Consider the following 17,451-nt stretch of genomic DNA (forward strand, 5'->3'; position numbering starts at 1 on the left):
AATGTGCCCAAAAAAGGGATATATCGAGCTATACAGGAAATTAAACTATATCTCAATATAAAATGATAGGATGTGTGTGTTTTAGAATGAGCTCATTAACAATGACATAAACCACTGAAAACATTTATATTACAGTTTTAAATCTGTCTTAAAACCACCATAAGGATTTTATGGTTCTAAATTGAAGTTTACATATTTAGAATATGTTTTTTTAATGTTTTTCACCTATCTAAATAGATAGGTGAAAAACATTCATTATATATTAATGATCATTAGAGTTAAATATGCTCCTTTCATGACATATAAATACACCTTCAAAAATGAAGCTCTTATTTATTTCTTTAATATATATTTATCAGAGAAACTTATTTCTGGTATTTTTTCGCTTCTATAGCTAATATTTCCATCTCTTACAATAAGATTTAAAGGTCCCACAGAAGAAACAGTAATTCCTTTTGTTTTTATAGATGTCTTATTCCCTAAATAAATATAATCGATCTCATTATTTTTTGTCAATGATATAACTGCATATCCACCTTCAAACTCAATATCTTTATATGTTATTTTTTCATCAGAAATCGATGAGATTACCAAATAACTGCCCGTTAAGGTCTTAACAGAAACAATAACATCTCCTTTTGGCGATGACCATACTTGTTCAACCTCTTTAATGTTTTGTTTGTTTGGCCTATAGGCTTCATAAACACCAATAAATGGTTGAGACCATGCTTCTTTGTTTCGATGAATAGCAACTGTTTTTCTAGTATCTTCACTAATGTTTTTATGCAATTTATTTTTAAAGTTTAAAGGACTTGTTGCGGTTACATACACATTACCTTTCGTTTCTGGATAAAAAGCATTTAACATTACGTCTTTCCCTTTAAGATCTTGTGATAAAAACTGAAATTTCATAGAATTTTTACTTGTATAAGACAACTTATCAGAGTAATACTGAAACCCGGAACCTTCTTCTGTGAATAGATTGGTACTCTTACCTTGCAATGTTTCGTTTTCTTGTGACAACACCTTCAATTCGTTACCATTGGCATGAAACAAATAATCATTTCGTTTTGGATGGTCTGAATGAAAAATATCAATATAAAAGCCTCCAGAATCCGGCTGTCCTATAATACCAGAAATTCTTCTTTGATTAGTCTCATTAAATTTAAAAGAAACATCGGTAAAAGAACAAAGTGATGAAACGCCTTCTTCTTTTATCTTGGGTTCCATAACATTTAAAGTTAAATTTGAATGCTCTTTATCCAATTCTTCTAAATTAGGAATAACCGTATTTGCTGCCGCAGAACGCACATAGTACTCTGTCATTAATTTGCTTCCATAAGGATACCGTGTTCCACTGTGAGACGATATGATTCTTCCTGGCCCAAAAAACTCCATATCTATTCCTTTACTTTGGCTATGAACATAATTACCTGCGTTTACCTGTAACATAAGACCATTCTCTGAGTCTGAACTTCTTAAACGTTGTAAATACAAACCTGAAAAACTCACATGATCTGTACGGTACATATAATCGTTTATTTTATGATTGCTTAAAAGTTGAGGCACAAAATAAAGTAGCTGTTTATAATCTGCTTTGCGTTTATAGTGTCCCCTATCAATCATAGACTGCAAATAACTACTTAACAACTTTTCTTGTTTTACTAAACCTGCCCTATGTGCACCTGCAATAGCAAATTCAAGATCTACAGCATCTGGATAAGTAGATGGCGAACAATCTCCAAAAGAAACTAAAGTACCATCGGGAAAGGTAAATCTAAATTGGGCGTATTGTGCTTTTAAGAAACGGGGGAATTCCTGCCAAGGGTTGTATCCATTAACATCTAATGCCATGGCTGCTCTACAAGCTGCTCTCATTGGATAGGCATGATACGCTGGCGGCTCTTTCCAAAGTCCTGTTTCTTCATCAACAGAATTTTCATGAAATAATTTCCATGGTACTTGACCAAGCCAAATATCTTCCCAGATACCTCCTGGCTGTCTTAGCTGTGGGTTTTCATTTAAAAATACCTCCATACATTCATCACGCTTTGCCTTATCATCTATTGCTAAAGCCATCCAAATAAGCTCGCTTGCTTTCATGGTATGGTTATTTGGAGACCAAGCATGTTGCGCCCATCCACCTTTAAACGTACCATCTTTTAAAAATTTATAAAAAGCACTATCCACTATAGAAGTAATGTCCTCGCCTTTTAGATACCCATCATCTTTTAATTTTTTTAAATAGTCCTTTTGATTTTTCACAATATAGTCATGCGCAAAATCATAACTCACTACCATGGTTTTGTAATTCGGATCATTTAAATCATGTCCGCCTAAAAAGCCATAGGGTCTATCGAGGTCATCACCAAGCTTTGGTGCATTTTGAAAATAAATCCCTAAAACCCATTGCATAAAAATATCTGCTGCAAGTTTTGCATATTTCTTTTCTCCTGTTAAATAATACAAAGTGCCAGCCTCTGCACCGATATCTGAAATTTTTCTATTCCAGTCATGTATTAAATTTCCTAATAAAATATTCTCTGTTAAATTTGGATTTGAGCGAGAAGTGACCGTGTACTTATCATCTTTCCAATATATCGGATAGTCTTTCAACTCCGGAAATTTTGGTTGACTGTGGTCAGACATATGTGAATGCCCACCATAAGCACTTGTTCTAACAGTAGGTACAGGCGATAACGCTTCACGAGTTTCTAGGTTGATATTATGATCGTATTTATTTTCGGAAGGCTCTAAAGTAAACCCACTATAATAAGGCCCCCAATGCATCAGCATACGACTTAAGATCCATTGAGGGTCCTTAAGGTGTTGATCCGCTAAAGGATCTATTTTGGCTTTTATATCATCAAAACTACGCTGCATCCATTCATGATCCTGAATATTTTTAAGAATTCTTTTTTTGTCTGATTTTTTTGCCAACACACGAGGATGCTCATTTTCTGGCTCTAAACTCGTTGATTCGCATGAATACAATATCCAGAGAGGCACGAAAAAAAGAAATAGTAGTTTTGAATATTTTAATTTTATCATTGCGATTAATTTATTTTAAAAACACCTGCTTTTGTTATAAAAATACTCGTAAATATGATTAGATAATAGTATAAATAAATTAGTTTTTTTAATACTAAATAACCTTACAGCAAATTTATTCACTAAGCCCTAGGATATATCGTTGTGTTTTATAAACCATTAAAGGTGTATTATTGTCAACAAATTATTGAAATAACACACCTTTAATACTAATAAAAACAAAGTATTACACTTAATTTAAACACGGAAATGATTGTTTCACTTTAACTTAAAATGAATTTAATTTTTAACAATTTTTTTCACGGCAACCTGTCCGTTACTAGTTGTAATTCTTGCCAAATACACGCCTGCTCTTAAATTGGAAATTGAAACGTTAGCCGCATCTTTACTAACATAATCTGCACTTAAAACTTGTGCTCCAATAATGTTGTACAAACTAAGGTTAAAATTAGCACTTTCTTTTAATGCTATTTTTAAATCATTTTTCGCTGGGTTTGGAGAAAAAGAAACTTCTTTATTAAAAACATCATTATTTGATAAGGTTGCAGATTCTGTAATCTTTAAATCATCCATATAATGATCTTGATGATTTGTTCCATTAGTTCCCATCATTGTTCCTATAACAATTGTATCAATTACTAATTGATCTATATCAAGGTTATCTTCAGTAAGAAGATCACCTCCATCAATTGTAAATGTTATTTTACCTGTTCCGGCATTTGTACCTCCGTTAGGATCAATAATAATTTGCATAGTATGCCATGCCTCGCGAGAAGGAGTTGCACCTGTATTTATGATATCTGGATGACCAGCAATCTTAATTTCTCTTTTTAATACATCGGAATTTACTCTTACTATAGAAATCTTGAAATTATCATTATCGCCATTTTTCCCCAGTATATCAAACCATTCTTGGCTGGTACTAGTATTAACTAATGCTGAAGAATAAAACCTATAAGTGAAAGTTGTAACATAATCAGCTGTAGTTGGAGTAGGTAAAACCAATGTTGATTTTTTCCAATTACCCGTAGAAGTAAAATGTAATACATTATTAGTTCCAGATGTAGGATCAGCAACTATTGTTGTAGTAACTTCTGGGTCTTGTGATGTCCAAGTTCCATGTGCAGCTGTTTCGTAATCATAATCCAAAATAGTTGTTTGTGCAAAACTGCTTGCAGTAACCAAAGTCAGTGCTAAAAAAGCACCTTTAACAAATTGTAATTTTTTTCTCATGATAATATAGTTTTATAAATTATATCACGAATTTCTATTTTTAGAACACGAACTATAGGGGGATATGTTTCTGAATAAAGGGTAAAACGACCTCATTCTCTAATAATATTATGAATTACATTATTCTATTAGAAACAAAATCAACAATTTACCTTCTACAAATACAAGATTTACAAATCCTACTAATTCTTATTAAAACATCTTAATTTTTCTTTTTCCCTTCATCAAAATTCTTTTGTTGAATCTCTACTTCCTTCAATCTGTAAGTATTAAGTTCTCTTTCAATTTTCTTTATTTTTTCAAGCAATACATCTTGTGAGTCTTTTTGCGAACTAATTCCTTTTGAATTCACGTTTTCAACTCCTAATTCACTATAAATAAATCGATCTGTACTAGAAATACTTTCTATCTCCAATTCACCACTAAGTGGAGTTTGAGCGCCTTCATCAACAACAGACGCTTTGATAATAACTTTACCAGGTTTTAATGTTGACCTCACTAAAATAGGAGCAGTACCCCATTCCAATTTTCTAGGATTTGCCAGTATAGAAGCATCTCCAATGATGCCCCCTTCTCCACGCACTTCAAATTTCAAATCTGAATTATTCAACCTTTTAACAATACCATCCTCATCTACTACTGAAGCAATAACACGAACAAAATCAGAACCATTCGCTGTAAATGGTACACCATCGTTTTGAAGACTAAGTACGATTCCCGAAGGACGTTTTGATGGTTTTTTAACCGCTCTCGCTACAACTTCACCATCAATTATACCTTCTGCAACAATGCTTACTTGATCAATTTTAAAAGATCTAAATAATTTTTTCATCTCCATAAAATCAAATACCTTTTTAAAGGTAATAATAGGATGCTTCATTGCCATTTTTAAATCTGACGCTTTTTGATACAATGTGTCTCTTTCCATCACTATAAGTCTCACTTCATCACAATTAGTATAAACCTGCACATCAGGTTCTGAAAATGGCGTCATCTCATGAGCTATAAATATCATAGGGTCGTTTTTTTCAGAAACATCTCTTTGACTGGCAAACATATGATATGAATATTTTGGCTGGCGAAAAACATCTGTCAACCCGCCATAAAAAGGATCTGGATGGTAGCCTCTTTGATGATCGAAAGCATGCCATAAGGTACCTCCTACTTTTTGTGGTGGTGTATCTGCAAGCGAATTCCATGTTGTGAAAGGGTAATCTGGTGCTGCATAATGTTTTGCTTGTACTAATTGTGCATGTTCTCCCCAACCACGTGCTACACGACTGGGGGAATTATGAGCAAAAAAATCATCAACATTATCCCCCCATTCCCTTGTAAAACTAGAACGTTTTTCCGTTTCACTTTTAATTTGCCAAGGGTGGGCATATAATACATCATAATGTTCTTGTCCGTCCATAAAATAATCACAAACGGTATAGGCTCCTTGAAACGGGTACTCTTCATGTACAGTTTCATGAGCTGTTTTAGCAAATCTTTCTGGATAATCGGTTTCATTAAGAATGGGCTCCCACATAATCACACAAGCATAATTTCTGTCTCGCCGAACCATGTTTCGAATATCTTGATAAACCCGTGCTTCAAAAATGGGGTCTTTATTCCAGAATTGCCATCCAGGTGTTGCAACTATATAAAAAAGCCCCAATGCATCACAAGCATCCATAAAGGCTGGATCTGCAGGATAATGTGCTGCTCTAATAATATCACAGCCCGCATTTTTCAATATTTTTGCATCACGCCATTGTCCATTATTGGGAATTGCATTCCCCACATACCCATGATCTTGATGGCGGTTTGCTCCCATTAATTTTCCTGGATAGGGTTTGTTATTTAAAAACAAGCCATCAATGCCCTTAAATTCAATTTTACGTATGCCTAGGCGAATTGCCACACCATCAATATTATCTTGTTTTTTATTCGTTAATCGAACTTCTAAACGGTATAAATCTGGAGACCATGGCGCCCATAATTTAGGCTTAGTTATATTGAACGTATTTTTTATCTGTTTAGATTTACCAGCTGATAGCGAAACCATTTTATCATAACCAGCAACTATTTTCCCATTTGGATCGCGTAAATTTAATGTTGCGGTAACTGTAGCTTTTTTTCTTAAATCGTTTTGAATATCAACCATGACCAAAACTTTAGCTTGAGTTTCTGAAACCGATTCTACATGTGTAAACACACCACCACCAGCAACTTTATTTACAGCATTTGGATTGGTTATATAGATTTTATTTTTAACAACCATCCAAACATCTCTATATACCCCTCCAAAATAAGAGAAATCCAATTCTGTTTGAGGCTTTCCTGGAGGGTACATAGGGTCGTCACTATTATCTACCCAAACGGCTAAAACATTATCTTCATCAGCTTTTAATTTATCGGTAAGATCTGCCTCAAAGGGAAGGTACCCCCCATAGTGTTCTGTGATCTTTTCTCCATTTAACCATATTTTGCATTTTCCCATAACACCTTCAAAGTGAATTTTAATCACTTTTCCGATGCTTGATTTGTCCACGGTAAAATGTTTTCTATACCATGCTGGTCCTTGATAATTATTACTTCCACTGGCTTCGGATGAAACATACTCTAATCCGTGTGGCGTATTTACAACATTCCATTTAGAATCATCAAAATCAAATTTTTCAGCATTGTTGGCATCTCCTTTTAAAAACCGCCACCCTATATTAAAGTTAAAAACATCTCGCCCACTGTTTTCAATCTTCCAAAAACCCGCTTGAGAAAATTCGGGAGCATGTAAATTTGTTTGTGCCATTAAATTAATTGCAAAACCTAAAAACAAGAAAAGGGTGTTTTTCATATATAATGATTATTTAATTCTGGGTGTTTATCGTCTATATATTCTATTCTCTTTATTGAAAAACGATATAAAAAACTGCAATTAATGAGGTGAGAATCAAAGCGCCTATGTTATATAAAGCGGAAGCTTTTTCTGTTGTTTTAAAATTATCTAATATGGTTTCCGAGGTTTTAGAACTAAAAACACTTATCAGTACGGTGATTAAAAGCAGTATTAGAAATGTTAACATCATTCTATCCAAAAAGGCCAACTCGGGTAAAAAGACCTTAAAAATAATTGAAATTGGAATGGTTAGCATAACAACCCAGAGTGCCGCTTTACTAGTCGTTCGTTTCCAAAATAATCCGGTTAAGAAAATACATAAAACTCCTGGTGTTACAAATCCAGTGTATTCTTGAATAAATGAAAACAATTTGCCCATTGATGCCACCGCTGGTGTTACCGCAATGGCTAATACTAATGCTATTGCTGTTGCTATTCTTCCTGTTTTTACTAAACTATATTCACTTGCTTTTTTATCGATCATCCCCTTATAAATATCCATAGTAAAAATGGTTGCCACACTATTACACATAGAATTAAGCGATGAAATAATAGCAGCAATAAGAGCTGCGATAACCAAACCAGAATACCCAACTGGCAGAAGCTCTCTAATAAGTACTGGAAAAGCTTGATCTCTAGATGTTATTTGTTCGGAAAAGAGTTCGCTTGCAATAACACCAGGGATTACAATAATAACAGCAACTATTACTGATAAAATCGCTGCGAATAAAAGTCCGTGTTGGGCTTCTTTTAAATTTTTTGCCGCTAATGCGCGCTGAATAATATATTGGTTACACCCCCAATAGCTCAAAGCTGCGATCCATAGTCCTCCTAAAAATACACCTGTCCAAGGCAGTTCTTCATGCGTTCGAGGTAAAACCGTATGAAACTTATCCGCCTGTACTTCAAGTAAAGTAGACACGCCTTTAACAAATCCTTTTCCTGAATATTTTAACGCCACTTCATCTAAACCAAGCCATACAACGGCTAGTCCTCCTAAAATCAATACCCCAACCTGAATAAAATCGGTCCATGCAACTGCAGAAAGCCCGCCATAAATAGTATAAATAGCCGATACAAATGCTAAACAAACCACACTATAAAAAATAGGAATTCCTAGTACGGCTTCCAATGTTATAGCACCTAAAGAAAGTACACTTGTAAGGTTTACAAAAACATATACCAATATCCAAAAAACACTCATTAAGGTGCTCACTTTTTTATTGAAACGCTTTTTTAAAAACTCCGGCATACTATAAATTTTGCCTTCTAAGAACTTTGGCAAAAAGAATTTACCCACGATCAATATGGAAACTGCAGCTCCAATAAGCGCATATGAAATAACGGCGATACCACTTTCAAAAGCAGTCCCATTCATCCCTATTATTTGTTCTGTAGAAATATTTGAGGCTATTAAAGAAGCTCCGATAATCCACCATGGTAATGATCTTCCTGCCAAGAAATAGTCTTCTGCACTTCTTTCATGACCTTTGGGTTTATGAGAAACATATATAGCGACCCCGATCACTAAAAAAAAGTACAACCCAAAAACTGCATAATCTAATATTTCTAAATGCTTCATTTATGATCAAGTTTAATGTTTAAACTAAATAACTCATCCTAAGTTTTCTCTAGGAAAACTGGTGATTTTCTCTATTTATAATGCCTTAAATATCGTGGTCAAGTAATGTATTTCAATTTTGTCTTACATAAATTGGTAAGTCATTCAGATCCACTTTTACAGTGATTTTTTTAGGTCCCACAACGACATTTCCTGATTGATCTTTCCAATTTCCTTTAGGAATTATAATGTCTTTTTCCTTTTGGCCTTTTACTAATGCGGGTGCTATTAGTAAATCTTTACCCATTAAAAATTGGTCTTTTATAGTCGCATAACCTTGATTAGGGTATTCATACTCCATAGATCTTAAAATCGGTTCGCCTGTAAGAGAAGCTTCTTTTGCTAATTTTAATATGGTACTAGAATATTTTGAGCGTAGTTCTACCGATTTTTTAACAGCGTTAAAATGTTTTTCATCTAATACGCGCCATGGTGATACAGAAAATTGCATCATAGGCATTAAAGCATGGCATTGCGCAGAACGTACTATGAGTTCTTGGTCTAATTTTGCATCGTTAATAAAAGACGTAAAATCGCCTCCACCAATCATATCTGGGCAACTAAAATAATATCCCATAATGCCTTCAAGTGCCATCTGTGGGATCAATTTTTGTAAATCTTCCCAACTATGGTTTTTATCCCTAAGTCTTTCTACAAGTGGTTGTCCACCCATTTTCCACATCGCTCTATATTCATTCAACGGGTAATCCAATCCAATCGCTCCAAAAAGCAATGTTTGATCGTTTGCTGTTACATTTTTATCGCTTATTCCTTGTCTGTAGAAATCTGTATCCCCTGCATCAAATTTAAAACCATCAACACCATATTTCTCTTTTAAGTTTTCCAGATTACTTTTAAACCAATCTACTGCTACTGGGTTAGACAAATCCAATACAGCACTAATACCATTCCACCAAGTGACCATCTCTGGCTTTGGATTTCCTCTAAAATCTTTTTGAGGTAAAGCACTTTTTATAGACTCTCTAGCTTCTGTAACCAGAAAAGCTTTTTTTGAAACTAGATCACGATACACATCGCAATCCGGACTCACAAACGGACACACCCAAAGCATCACTTTAAACCCCAGATCATGTAACTCATCCATCATGGCTTTTGGGTTTGAAAATCTACCTGGGTGAAAATCCCACTTTCCGTAGTCTTCTTGCCAATTATCATCAATCATTAACACGCCTGGAGGAAAACCATTGTCTATAATAGCATGTGCATATTTTAAAATATCTTCTTGATTTTGATCATAAACAAGTTCGATCCATGTGTTGTATTGCGGTGCAGAGAAAAGCAATTCATCTGGTAATTTTCCTGAAGGTTTAAAAAACGAATCACTGGCATGCAAATAGGCTTCTTTTAAAGTGTTACCCGCTTTTAGATTTACAATATCACCAGTTACAGAATCTAATACTATGGTGCCATTTTTAAAAGTAAAATTAAAAGGTGCTTCAGACCATATAAGATCTCCTTTTGAAGATAATAACAAGGGTTGAATTTGATTTCCTTTATTGTCACCAATAAGATTATGAGAATACGTAGAATCCATTGGCATTAAATGACCATCTGCTGTAATACCTGCCCACCAATGTGTACCTTCTTCACTTACAATTTCTTGTTTTGGTATCTTTTTTTCAGCATTATTATGACATGAAACACACAGGTTTACTATGGTCGTTAAGATTATTAGTCTAAAACATAATTTTGTTATAAGCATACTTTCTTTATTATAAAAATTACAGTATTAATGAAAAGAGAATATCCAAAAAGTTCTATTTTTTCCATTCAAGCTCAGTAGTGAATTAAAACACAACATTAAACATGAAGGTTTCGACTTTAGCTTGTCTTGAGCGGAGTCGAAAGGCTCAACCAGATATTCATTTTTATTTACCTTTTTAGACAATCTCAATTCTTTTCGATTAAAATACCGAGCTTTACAAAACTACCTTTTTACCGCTGTGAAGACAGGGTACAATGTTGTTACAACAGGGTCAAATGTTTTCTTTCTTCACTTAGGTTCATTCCATATCTTCTAAAAACGCCTTCAACAAATAGTTATAAGCATAACTTTTAGAACGACTTACCTCAATTAAATTCGATTTAATCTTACTACTCATATGCTTGTGATCTGCTTCCAAATATTTCAAATAAATTTTTAACTGATTTTTAGTCATTACCGATACATGATCCGATAGTATTTCTAGGACTGATGGATGAGCGAGGCCTATTCGTTTAATCAAATATGTTCTAGAGTTCACATCTATCTTAGAAAACAAATTATAAAATTGTTCTGAAATGTGTTCTTTCTCAAACTCTGATCTTGGGATCTTTTTCAAAATATAAATTCTGAGTAATGGTTGCCCTTTTTCAAAGATTTTAACAATTTGATCTGAATGTGTTTTATAGGCTTCTTTTGTTAATTGCTTTAAAGCATAACTTTGATAGTCTTCGTAATTAGAATATAAAAAGTAATTATTAAGGGAATCTGTATATATGGATCGTAAATACGAATTCATCTTTTCTTTAACCTCTCCATGTACGATATGCCAAAATGTATAACAGGAATACAATCCGCCTTGCACTACAGATGCTTTTATTTCTTTTTTGGTTGCTCCAGATACAGCATCAATATCGACAGAACTGGCTTCATTAGGTAATAAAACTGGTTTTTCATCAACCAAATCGGTTATTTCCTTTCTTTTTAAAACTGAATTATCGTCTAATAATAATTGATGAAGTTTGGCATAATCTTCATATTCAAAAGGATCATGATCATATTTGGTAAGAGGGTTATCGGGATATATGCCGTAGCCTACATAATTCCCAAGCAAGTTCCAATACATTTTAATGCTGGCAATTCTACACTCACCATCTGCACATACTGGTGTTTCTATATCTGAAAAAAACAGTTTTGGTTCTCCTTTAGTACTAGATAATAACCTTACGTTATGGAATACTTGAGGGTTATGAATGGTATCAACGTTCCAGGAAAAATTAAAAATAAGACTATCCTTGGCAAGGTCTTTCCATTCTTCTGGCATGGTAAAAAACAAGGGATCAGTGTTAGATTTTAATTGTAAATTAAAACCTAACGTGAATAGCATGATTACAATAATTAAACCTAAACTTTTGATCATTTCTTATCTTCAATTAAATCCATATACTCCTTAAGATGCTTAGTATATACGTCTCTTGGGGTTACATTATACTTTTTGCATATAGATGCAGCAAAACCAACTGCTGCACCCATTTGTCCACATGTTAGCATAACTCGCGGTCCACCAAGCCCAATATGCGAACAACTAAAATTACGCCCGGCCATAAAAAGGTTTGTTATATTTTTTGAATACAAGCTTCTATAAGGGATATAATATTTTTTTGTTTTGTAAAAAAGAGCAGATGAAAGAAAATCTGGTTGAGATGCATCTTTTAAATTTCTTTGATAATGCACATCAACGCTTCTTTTTTCCATAACAACTGAGTCTTTAAATTTTGTTAAATTAACCACATCGTTATGTGTAAAAATATGATCTCCTACCAATCGTCTAGATTCACGTTTTCCCACGAGATAAGAAACCCATTTTAGCTTATAAAACTTATTCTTTTCTAGTTTTTTTGCATTTGCAAAAGACCCGTATATGGCTCTTAACATATGATCTCTTATATCTTCGGCGTCTTCAATCTGATTTAGATCTTCTCTTGAATATTCCCAAAACCATTCTCCTGCTCTCGCTTTGTGATCTTTAGCAACATCTACTGCCCAAGGCAATACAGGGAAAAATTCCTCCTTCTTAGATATTTCGTTCTGCCATAATACTGATGATCCCATTACGAAATTATCGCTTTCTTCAGGACTCCAAAGTTCCCCCCATTCATCAATACCTTCTCCATACGTATCTTTACTTTCTCTACCATATGAAAACTCAGCCCCAGCCCAAAAACCAATCCAACCATCTCCTGTAGAATCCACAAAACGAGGGGCTTTAAATCTAATTTTTTCACCAGTAGACGTATGCTTTGCATCAACATATTGTATGGTGTTATTTATAGCTTTTGCATCATAGGCTCTCCAATTTAAAAACAAATCAATATTTTTAAAACTCTTCACATAAATATCACGTCTCTTTTGATCAATTTTTGATTTATACGAACCGTTTGGATAATGTTTTGTATCGATCTCTTTTAAGATCCGTTCATATTTCCCATAAATGCCCTCCGTATGCACTCTAATCTCACTACTTGCATTTCCTCCTAAAAGTGGTCTATCGTGAATTAATGCAACATGTAAACCTCTTTCTGATGCAGCAATTGCAGCTGCACAACCAGCTATACCTCCTCCAGTTATAACTAGATCGTAAGTCTTCTCCTTTGAAGGGCTTGTATTTTCAGATAATTTCTCAGCTCTCCATGCTTTTAATTTCTCAATATCAGATGGTGGCTTCTGCTTAGATTCACTAAAGTAAATAGCATCGCATCGACCATTAAACCCTGTAAGATCTTTTAATTCTATGGACACTTTTTTTGATTCTATATTAACGACACCTGCATATTCCCAAGACCAACCAGAAGTTAAACCAAAGGTTGTTTCTAAAGTCTTTCCATTTACGATTATTTTAAACCGTCCGGGTGCTTGCCAGTTCCCTGGAACCCAATTTTTAGTTCTTGCCCAAACATGGTAATTACCTTTCTTTTTAAACTTTACCGAAGTCATAGCATTCGAAACCGGATTTCCCATACCATGAGCCATTAAATAAGGAGAGCCCATTTGTTCAACAAACTGCGGATCGACAACCCAACCTCCTTTTTCTTTGAAACTTTCAGTTTCTATAAAAACATCTTGTTGGGCAACGGCATGATTAAAGATTATTAGTACAAAAACCAATAATGTCTTTAATTCTATTAAATTATTATTCATGGTTTCCTAATTTTATTGTTTGCTGTATTCATCTGTTATTGTACTACGAAAATAGATTTTCAACAAACAATAAATAAGGTGTAACGTTGCTAACAAAGGGGTATATGTTCTATATTGGATAATACAGCACTTGTAGGTTAAATCTCTACCATAAATACCTTAATTAATTTCTCATAATTATAAATTCTCCGATTCACTAAAAAATGTACAATAAACATGCTATTTTTCCCAAAACTAACAAGATATCAAACTCTTATTTCTTAATTTTTGTAAGACTAGCCTTAAACTCTATTTAAACAATAAATCAAAAAACATCTAACACTCCGCCCCCCCAAATAGAATCATTTCCCCCTAACAAAAAAGAAGTTTTATTACAAATTTGTTAAAAAAAATTAACCTTTTACTAACCCCTAAATAATTATGAAAAATAGTTATGTAAAATTAAAACCCAATAATTATGTTGAATAAAAAACTACTATTTAAATACATTATATTTCCAACCCTTTCATTGCTCTGTTTACCTTTAATAGCGCAACAACCAGAAAGTGATTTGTATAAACAATTTGTAGCCTCTAAAACAACTGGAGACCAATCTATTTTACCCGATTTTTCCTATGCAGGCTATAAGAACGGAGAAGAACCCATTCCATATATCACGGGTCCCGTTTTTAACGTAAATGTTTATGGAGCATTACCTGATGACGATCTAGAAGATTACGACGGTATACAAGCCGCCATAAACGCCGCACAAGATGCAGGTGGGGGTGTTGTCTTTTTTCCAAAAGGACGGTTTTTAATTAATGAACGAAAACCAGTTGTTGGAGATGCACCTAGAGCTCCAATTACAATTACTGGAGACAATATAGTACTTAGAGGATCTGGGTCTGGAGAAGACGGAACTGTTTTATACTGCCGTTACAATAGAACCAAATGGCTTGTCGCTAACATTCAAGCTGATGGTGGTGGATTCTCTCGTACAGAATTGGCAGATGTTACAGGAGGAAATGAAAGAGGAAAATTTGAATTAACAGTGTCTACTACAGCGGGTATGAACGTTGGAGATCTTGTGATGCTGGAATTAACAGATCCTACAGCATTTAATGCTGAGTTTTTAGCGCCTTACCAAGCGGACTTTGATACCTATAAAGACACTGCTACTTTATTAAAAGGCGGTAATTTTGTTCAAGAAGCACATGAAATAACGGCTATAAATGGTAATATAATAACTTTTAAAGACCCCTTAAGATATAATGTCGATATTACTTATAAATGGGTCATAAAATCAATTACCAGAAAAACAGGATTCGGTATCGAATTCTTAAGGATGGTTGGTAATGCTACTCCCGATTTTGAACATCATAAAAACGCAGATCAAAGAGATGTTATAAATCCTGATACTGCACTTAGTGATTATGAATTCCATGATGGAGGTTTTAAAGCTATCTCAATAAATCGTTATCAAAATTCTTGGGTTAGAAATGTAGTTCTAGAAAGTTGGTCTAATGCCATTGGTTTTGGGTACTCAACCACGTCAACAGTTACAGATGTATTGATTACAGGTAACACAGGTCATAATTCTGTTCAATCATTTAAATCTAATAATCTTTTATTTAGTAGAGTAACAGATGAAGCTAGTACCTGGCATGGTATTGAAGTATCACATTTATCAAGTGGTGCAGTTGTTAGAGATTGTAAATGGAGATCATGGACGCCTGTAGATGTGCACTCAGGTCATCCTTATTGTAATCTTGTAGATAATTCTGAAGGCGGGATGGCAGGTACTCCTGGAGGTGATATAACAGGTTTTCTTCCTCATCACGGTCGTGAGTTAGTTTTTTGGAATTATAATGAAATTGATACAGAGGCAAGAGTACATGACTTTTGGAATGAAAAAAAGAAAATTTTAACTCCAATTGTTGTTGGTTATGAAGGTAATAGCTCTTTTGTTGAGGCCACTTTGGCACATCACGAATCCCATGGAACGCATGTTAAAACACCTTTTTTGTACGATGCACAACTTGAGCTTAGACTTGGTGTAGATCCTGTTTGGATAAAAGAAATTGCGACACAAACAGTCGCCGATGCAGATGAGGATGGCGTATCTGATGCAGATGATACTTGTCCTGGTACTCCTTCTGGTGTAACCGTAGATGTTAATGGATGTGAAGTGTTCTCATTACCTAAAGACAATTTTAAAATATTACATACTAGCGAATCATGTCGTACTAGTAATAATGGAACCATATCTATTGAAGCTGTTCAAAATTTAAACTACACAGCTACATTATCTGGAGGAAGTACAGATTCTAAGAATTTCACAAATACTATTTCTTTTGAGAATCTTGAAGCAAATGCCTATACGGTTTGTATAACTGTTGAAGGAGAAAGCGATTATGAAACTTGCTTTAACATTACCATTACAGAACCAGAGGATCTAGGAGTAACAACAAAAGTAGATCAAGGTAAAAAACAAATTGATCTGACACTTTCTGGTAGTACTGATTATGTTATTACTGTTAATGACATCGTATATCAGACCTCTAAAAATAAAATTTCTATACCTCTTAGTAATGGTGTTAACAATATAGTTGTTAAAACTGGTAAAGATTGTCAAGGTATTCACAATCAAAAAGTTCTAATAACGAATCAAATGGTTAGTGGTATTCACCCTAACCCTATTACTAGTGGTGATCTAACTATTGCACTAAATGATAAAAGCACTAAAGATCCCCAAAATGTTGAGGTTGTTGTAAATAGTATAAGTGGTAAACAACTATTAAACCTTAAAGCGACTAATAAAAAAGACATAAAAATCAATATAGATGATTTAACAAAGGGGCTATATTTTATTAGTATAAAAACAAAAAGCGAAGTACAAACCTATAAAATTATAAAAAAATGAAATTAATATATAAGTCATCATTAATAATAGGTCTATTTTTTATTATCAGTTCATGCGGAGGTGGAAGCGATAGTGATATTGATCCAGGACCAGATAATACGAATCTTACCCCTCAAGCCGCTGATCTGGTCTTCCCAGAGAACAATACGGAATGTAATGAAGGTGTTACGGTTTCTGAAACCACTAGTAGGGTAACGTTTAAATGGAGCGATGCTGAAAACACAGATAGCTATGAGGTAAATATCAAAAATTTAAACACAAATACCTCAACAAAGGTAATATCTGATACAAACCAAGCGGATATTGTTATTGATAGAGGCACTCCATATCAATGGTTTGTGATCTCATCATCTGAATCGAGTAACATAAAAGCCAGGAGTCCTATCGCAAAATTTTATAATCAAGGAGAAGGGGTTAAAAATTATGCACCTTTCCCTGCAGATGTTGTTATCCCAGAAAGAGGTGCTAGTATCACTGGAGTTTCCACTGTTAGATTAGAATGGGAAGGAAGCGATGTTGATAATGATATTAAAGAGTACGAAATTTTCATCGGGACAGACAAAGCTTCTTTAGCTTCTATCGGAAAAACGGGTGAGACTTTTATGAATACTGACGTTACTGCTAACACTTATTACTGGCAAGTAGCAACTCATGATGATGCAGACAACTCTTCTGAATCTGAAATTTTTGAATTTAAAATAAATTAAATCACTCTAACTATAGCCACTAACAACCTATTGAATTGTTATAAATCAATAGGTTGTTAGGTTTTTTAAAAGAGGGTGTCTAAAAAGTGTCATTCAGAGCATAGCGAAGAATCTTTTTTAATCATAATATTCTAA

General features: G+C 34.0%; 9 protein-coding genes. 2 read left to right on the forward strand and 7 right to left on the reverse strand.

Annotated features, from left to right (window positions below; translation table 11 throughout):
- Positions 1-333: 333 nt before the first annotated feature.
- The 7 genes from C1H87_RS07225 to C1H87_RS07255 all read right to left on the reverse strand — a co-directional run bounded on the left by C1H87_RS07225 (position 334) and on the right by C1H87_RS07255 (position 13,707).
- Positions 334-3,051 (reverse strand): alginate lyase family protein, encoded by a 2,718-nt coding sequence (locus C1H87_RS07225; RefSeq protein ID WP_102755166.1) that lies wholly within the window; start codon positions 3,049-3,051, stop codon positions 334-336.
- A gap of 279 nt (positions 3,052-3,330) precedes the next feature.
- Positions 3,331-4,284: a T9SS type A sorting domain-containing protein gene (locus C1H87_RS07230; RefSeq protein WP_102755167.1), complete on the reverse strand. Its 954-nt coding sequence runs from the start codon at positions 4,282-4,284 to the stop codon at positions 3,331-3,333.
- Positions 4,285-4,486: 202 nt separating this feature from the next.
- Complete coding sequence (locus C1H87_RS07235) at positions 4,487-7,123, reverse strand: glycoside hydrolase family 2 protein (RefSeq protein WP_102755168.1); 2,637 nt, start codon at positions 7,121-7,123, stop codon at positions 4,487-4,489.
- A 52-nt stretch (positions 7,124-7,175) separates the two neighbouring features.
- Positions 7,176-8,747 (reverse strand): sodium:solute symporter family transporter, encoded by a 1,572-nt coding sequence (locus C1H87_RS07240; RefSeq protein ID WP_102755169.1) that lies wholly within the window; start codon positions 8,745-8,747, stop codon positions 7,176-7,178.
- Between the two features lie 112 nt (positions 8,748-8,859).
- On the reverse strand, positions 8,860-10,509 hold the full coding sequence (locus tag C1H87_RS07245) for a glycoside hydrolase family 31 protein (RefSeq protein WP_102755170.1): 1,650 nt from the start codon (positions 10,507-10,509) through the stop codon (positions 8,860-8,862).
- Between the two features lie 301 nt (positions 10,510-10,810).
- The gene (locus C1H87_RS07250; RefSeq protein WP_102755171.1) at positions 10,811-11,929 is read right to left on the reverse strand and encodes a hypothetical protein; all 1,119 of its coding nucleotides are present in this window, start codon (positions 11,927-11,929) and stop codon (positions 10,811-10,813) included.
- Positions 11,926-13,707, reverse strand: a complete 1,782-nt coding sequence (locus tag C1H87_RS07255) for an FAD-dependent oxidoreductase (protein WP_102755172.1) — start codon at positions 13,705-13,707, stop codon at positions 11,926-11,928. The genes C1H87_RS07250 and C1H87_RS07255 overlap by 4 nt, the downstream gene beginning before the upstream one ends.
- A gap of 457 nt (positions 13,708-14,164) precedes the next feature.
- On the opposite strand from C1H87_RS07255, the gene C1H87_RS07260 reads away from it, so the two are divergent.
- Together C1H87_RS07260 and C1H87_RS07265 are read left to right on the forward strand one after the other, a co-directional pair.
- Positions 14,165-16,609, forward strand: coding sequence for a DUF4955 domain-containing protein (locus C1H87_RS07260; RefSeq protein WP_102755173.1), 2,445 nt, complete (start codon positions 14,165-14,167; stop codon positions 16,607-16,609).
- On the forward strand, positions 16,606-17,316 hold the full coding sequence (locus C1H87_RS07265) for a fibronectin type III domain-containing protein (protein ID WP_102755174.1): 711 nt from the start codon (positions 16,606-16,608) through the stop codon (positions 17,314-17,316). The genes C1H87_RS07260 and C1H87_RS07265 overlap by 4 nt, the downstream gene beginning before the upstream one ends.
- Positions 17,317-17,451: the final 135 nt, after the last annotated feature.

Origin of the sequence: Flavivirga eckloniae (assembly GCF_002886045.1) — a bacterium.
Taxonomy (GTDB): Bacteria; Bacteroidota; Bacteroidia; order Flavobacteriales; family Flavobacteriaceae; genus Flavivirga; species Flavivirga eckloniae.

Excerpts from the sequence above, each read along its gene's own strand:
- C1H87_RS07245 (WP_102755170.1), bottom strand. The coding sequence starts at position 10,509 with ATGCTTATAACAAAATTATGTTTTAGACTAATAATCTTAACGACCATA.
- C1H87_RS07260 (WP_102755173.1), top strand. The coding sequence starts at position 14,165 with ATGTTGAATAAAAAACTACTATTTAAATACATTATATTTCCAACCCTT.
- C1H87_RS07250 (WP_102755171.1), bottom strand. The coding sequence starts at position 11,929 with ATGATCAAAAGTTTAGGTTTAATTATTGTAATCATGCTATTCACGTTA.
- C1H87_RS07265 (WP_102755174.1), top strand. The coding sequence starts at position 16,606 with ATGAAATTAATATATAAGTCATCATTAATAATAGGTCTATTTTTTATT.
- C1H87_RS07230 (WP_102755167.1), bottom strand. The coding sequence starts at position 4,284 with ATGAGAAAAAAATTACAATTTGTTAAAGGTGCTTTTTTAGCACTGACT.
- C1H87_RS07225 (WP_102755166.1), bottom strand. The coding sequence starts at position 3,051 with ATGATAAAATTAAAATATTCAAAACTACTATTTCTTTTTTTCGTGCCT.
- C1H87_RS07255 (WP_102755172.1), bottom strand. The coding sequence starts at position 13,707 with ATGAATAATAATTTAATAGAATTAAAGACATTATTGGTTTTTGTACTA.
- C1H87_RS07240 (WP_102755169.1), bottom strand. The coding sequence starts at position 8,747 with ATGAAGCATTTAGAAATATTAGATTATGCAGTTTTTGGGTTGTACTTT.
- C1H87_RS07235 (WP_102755168.1), bottom strand. The coding sequence starts at position 7,123 with ATGAAAAACACCCTTTTCTTGTTTTTAGGTTTTGCAATTAATTTAATG.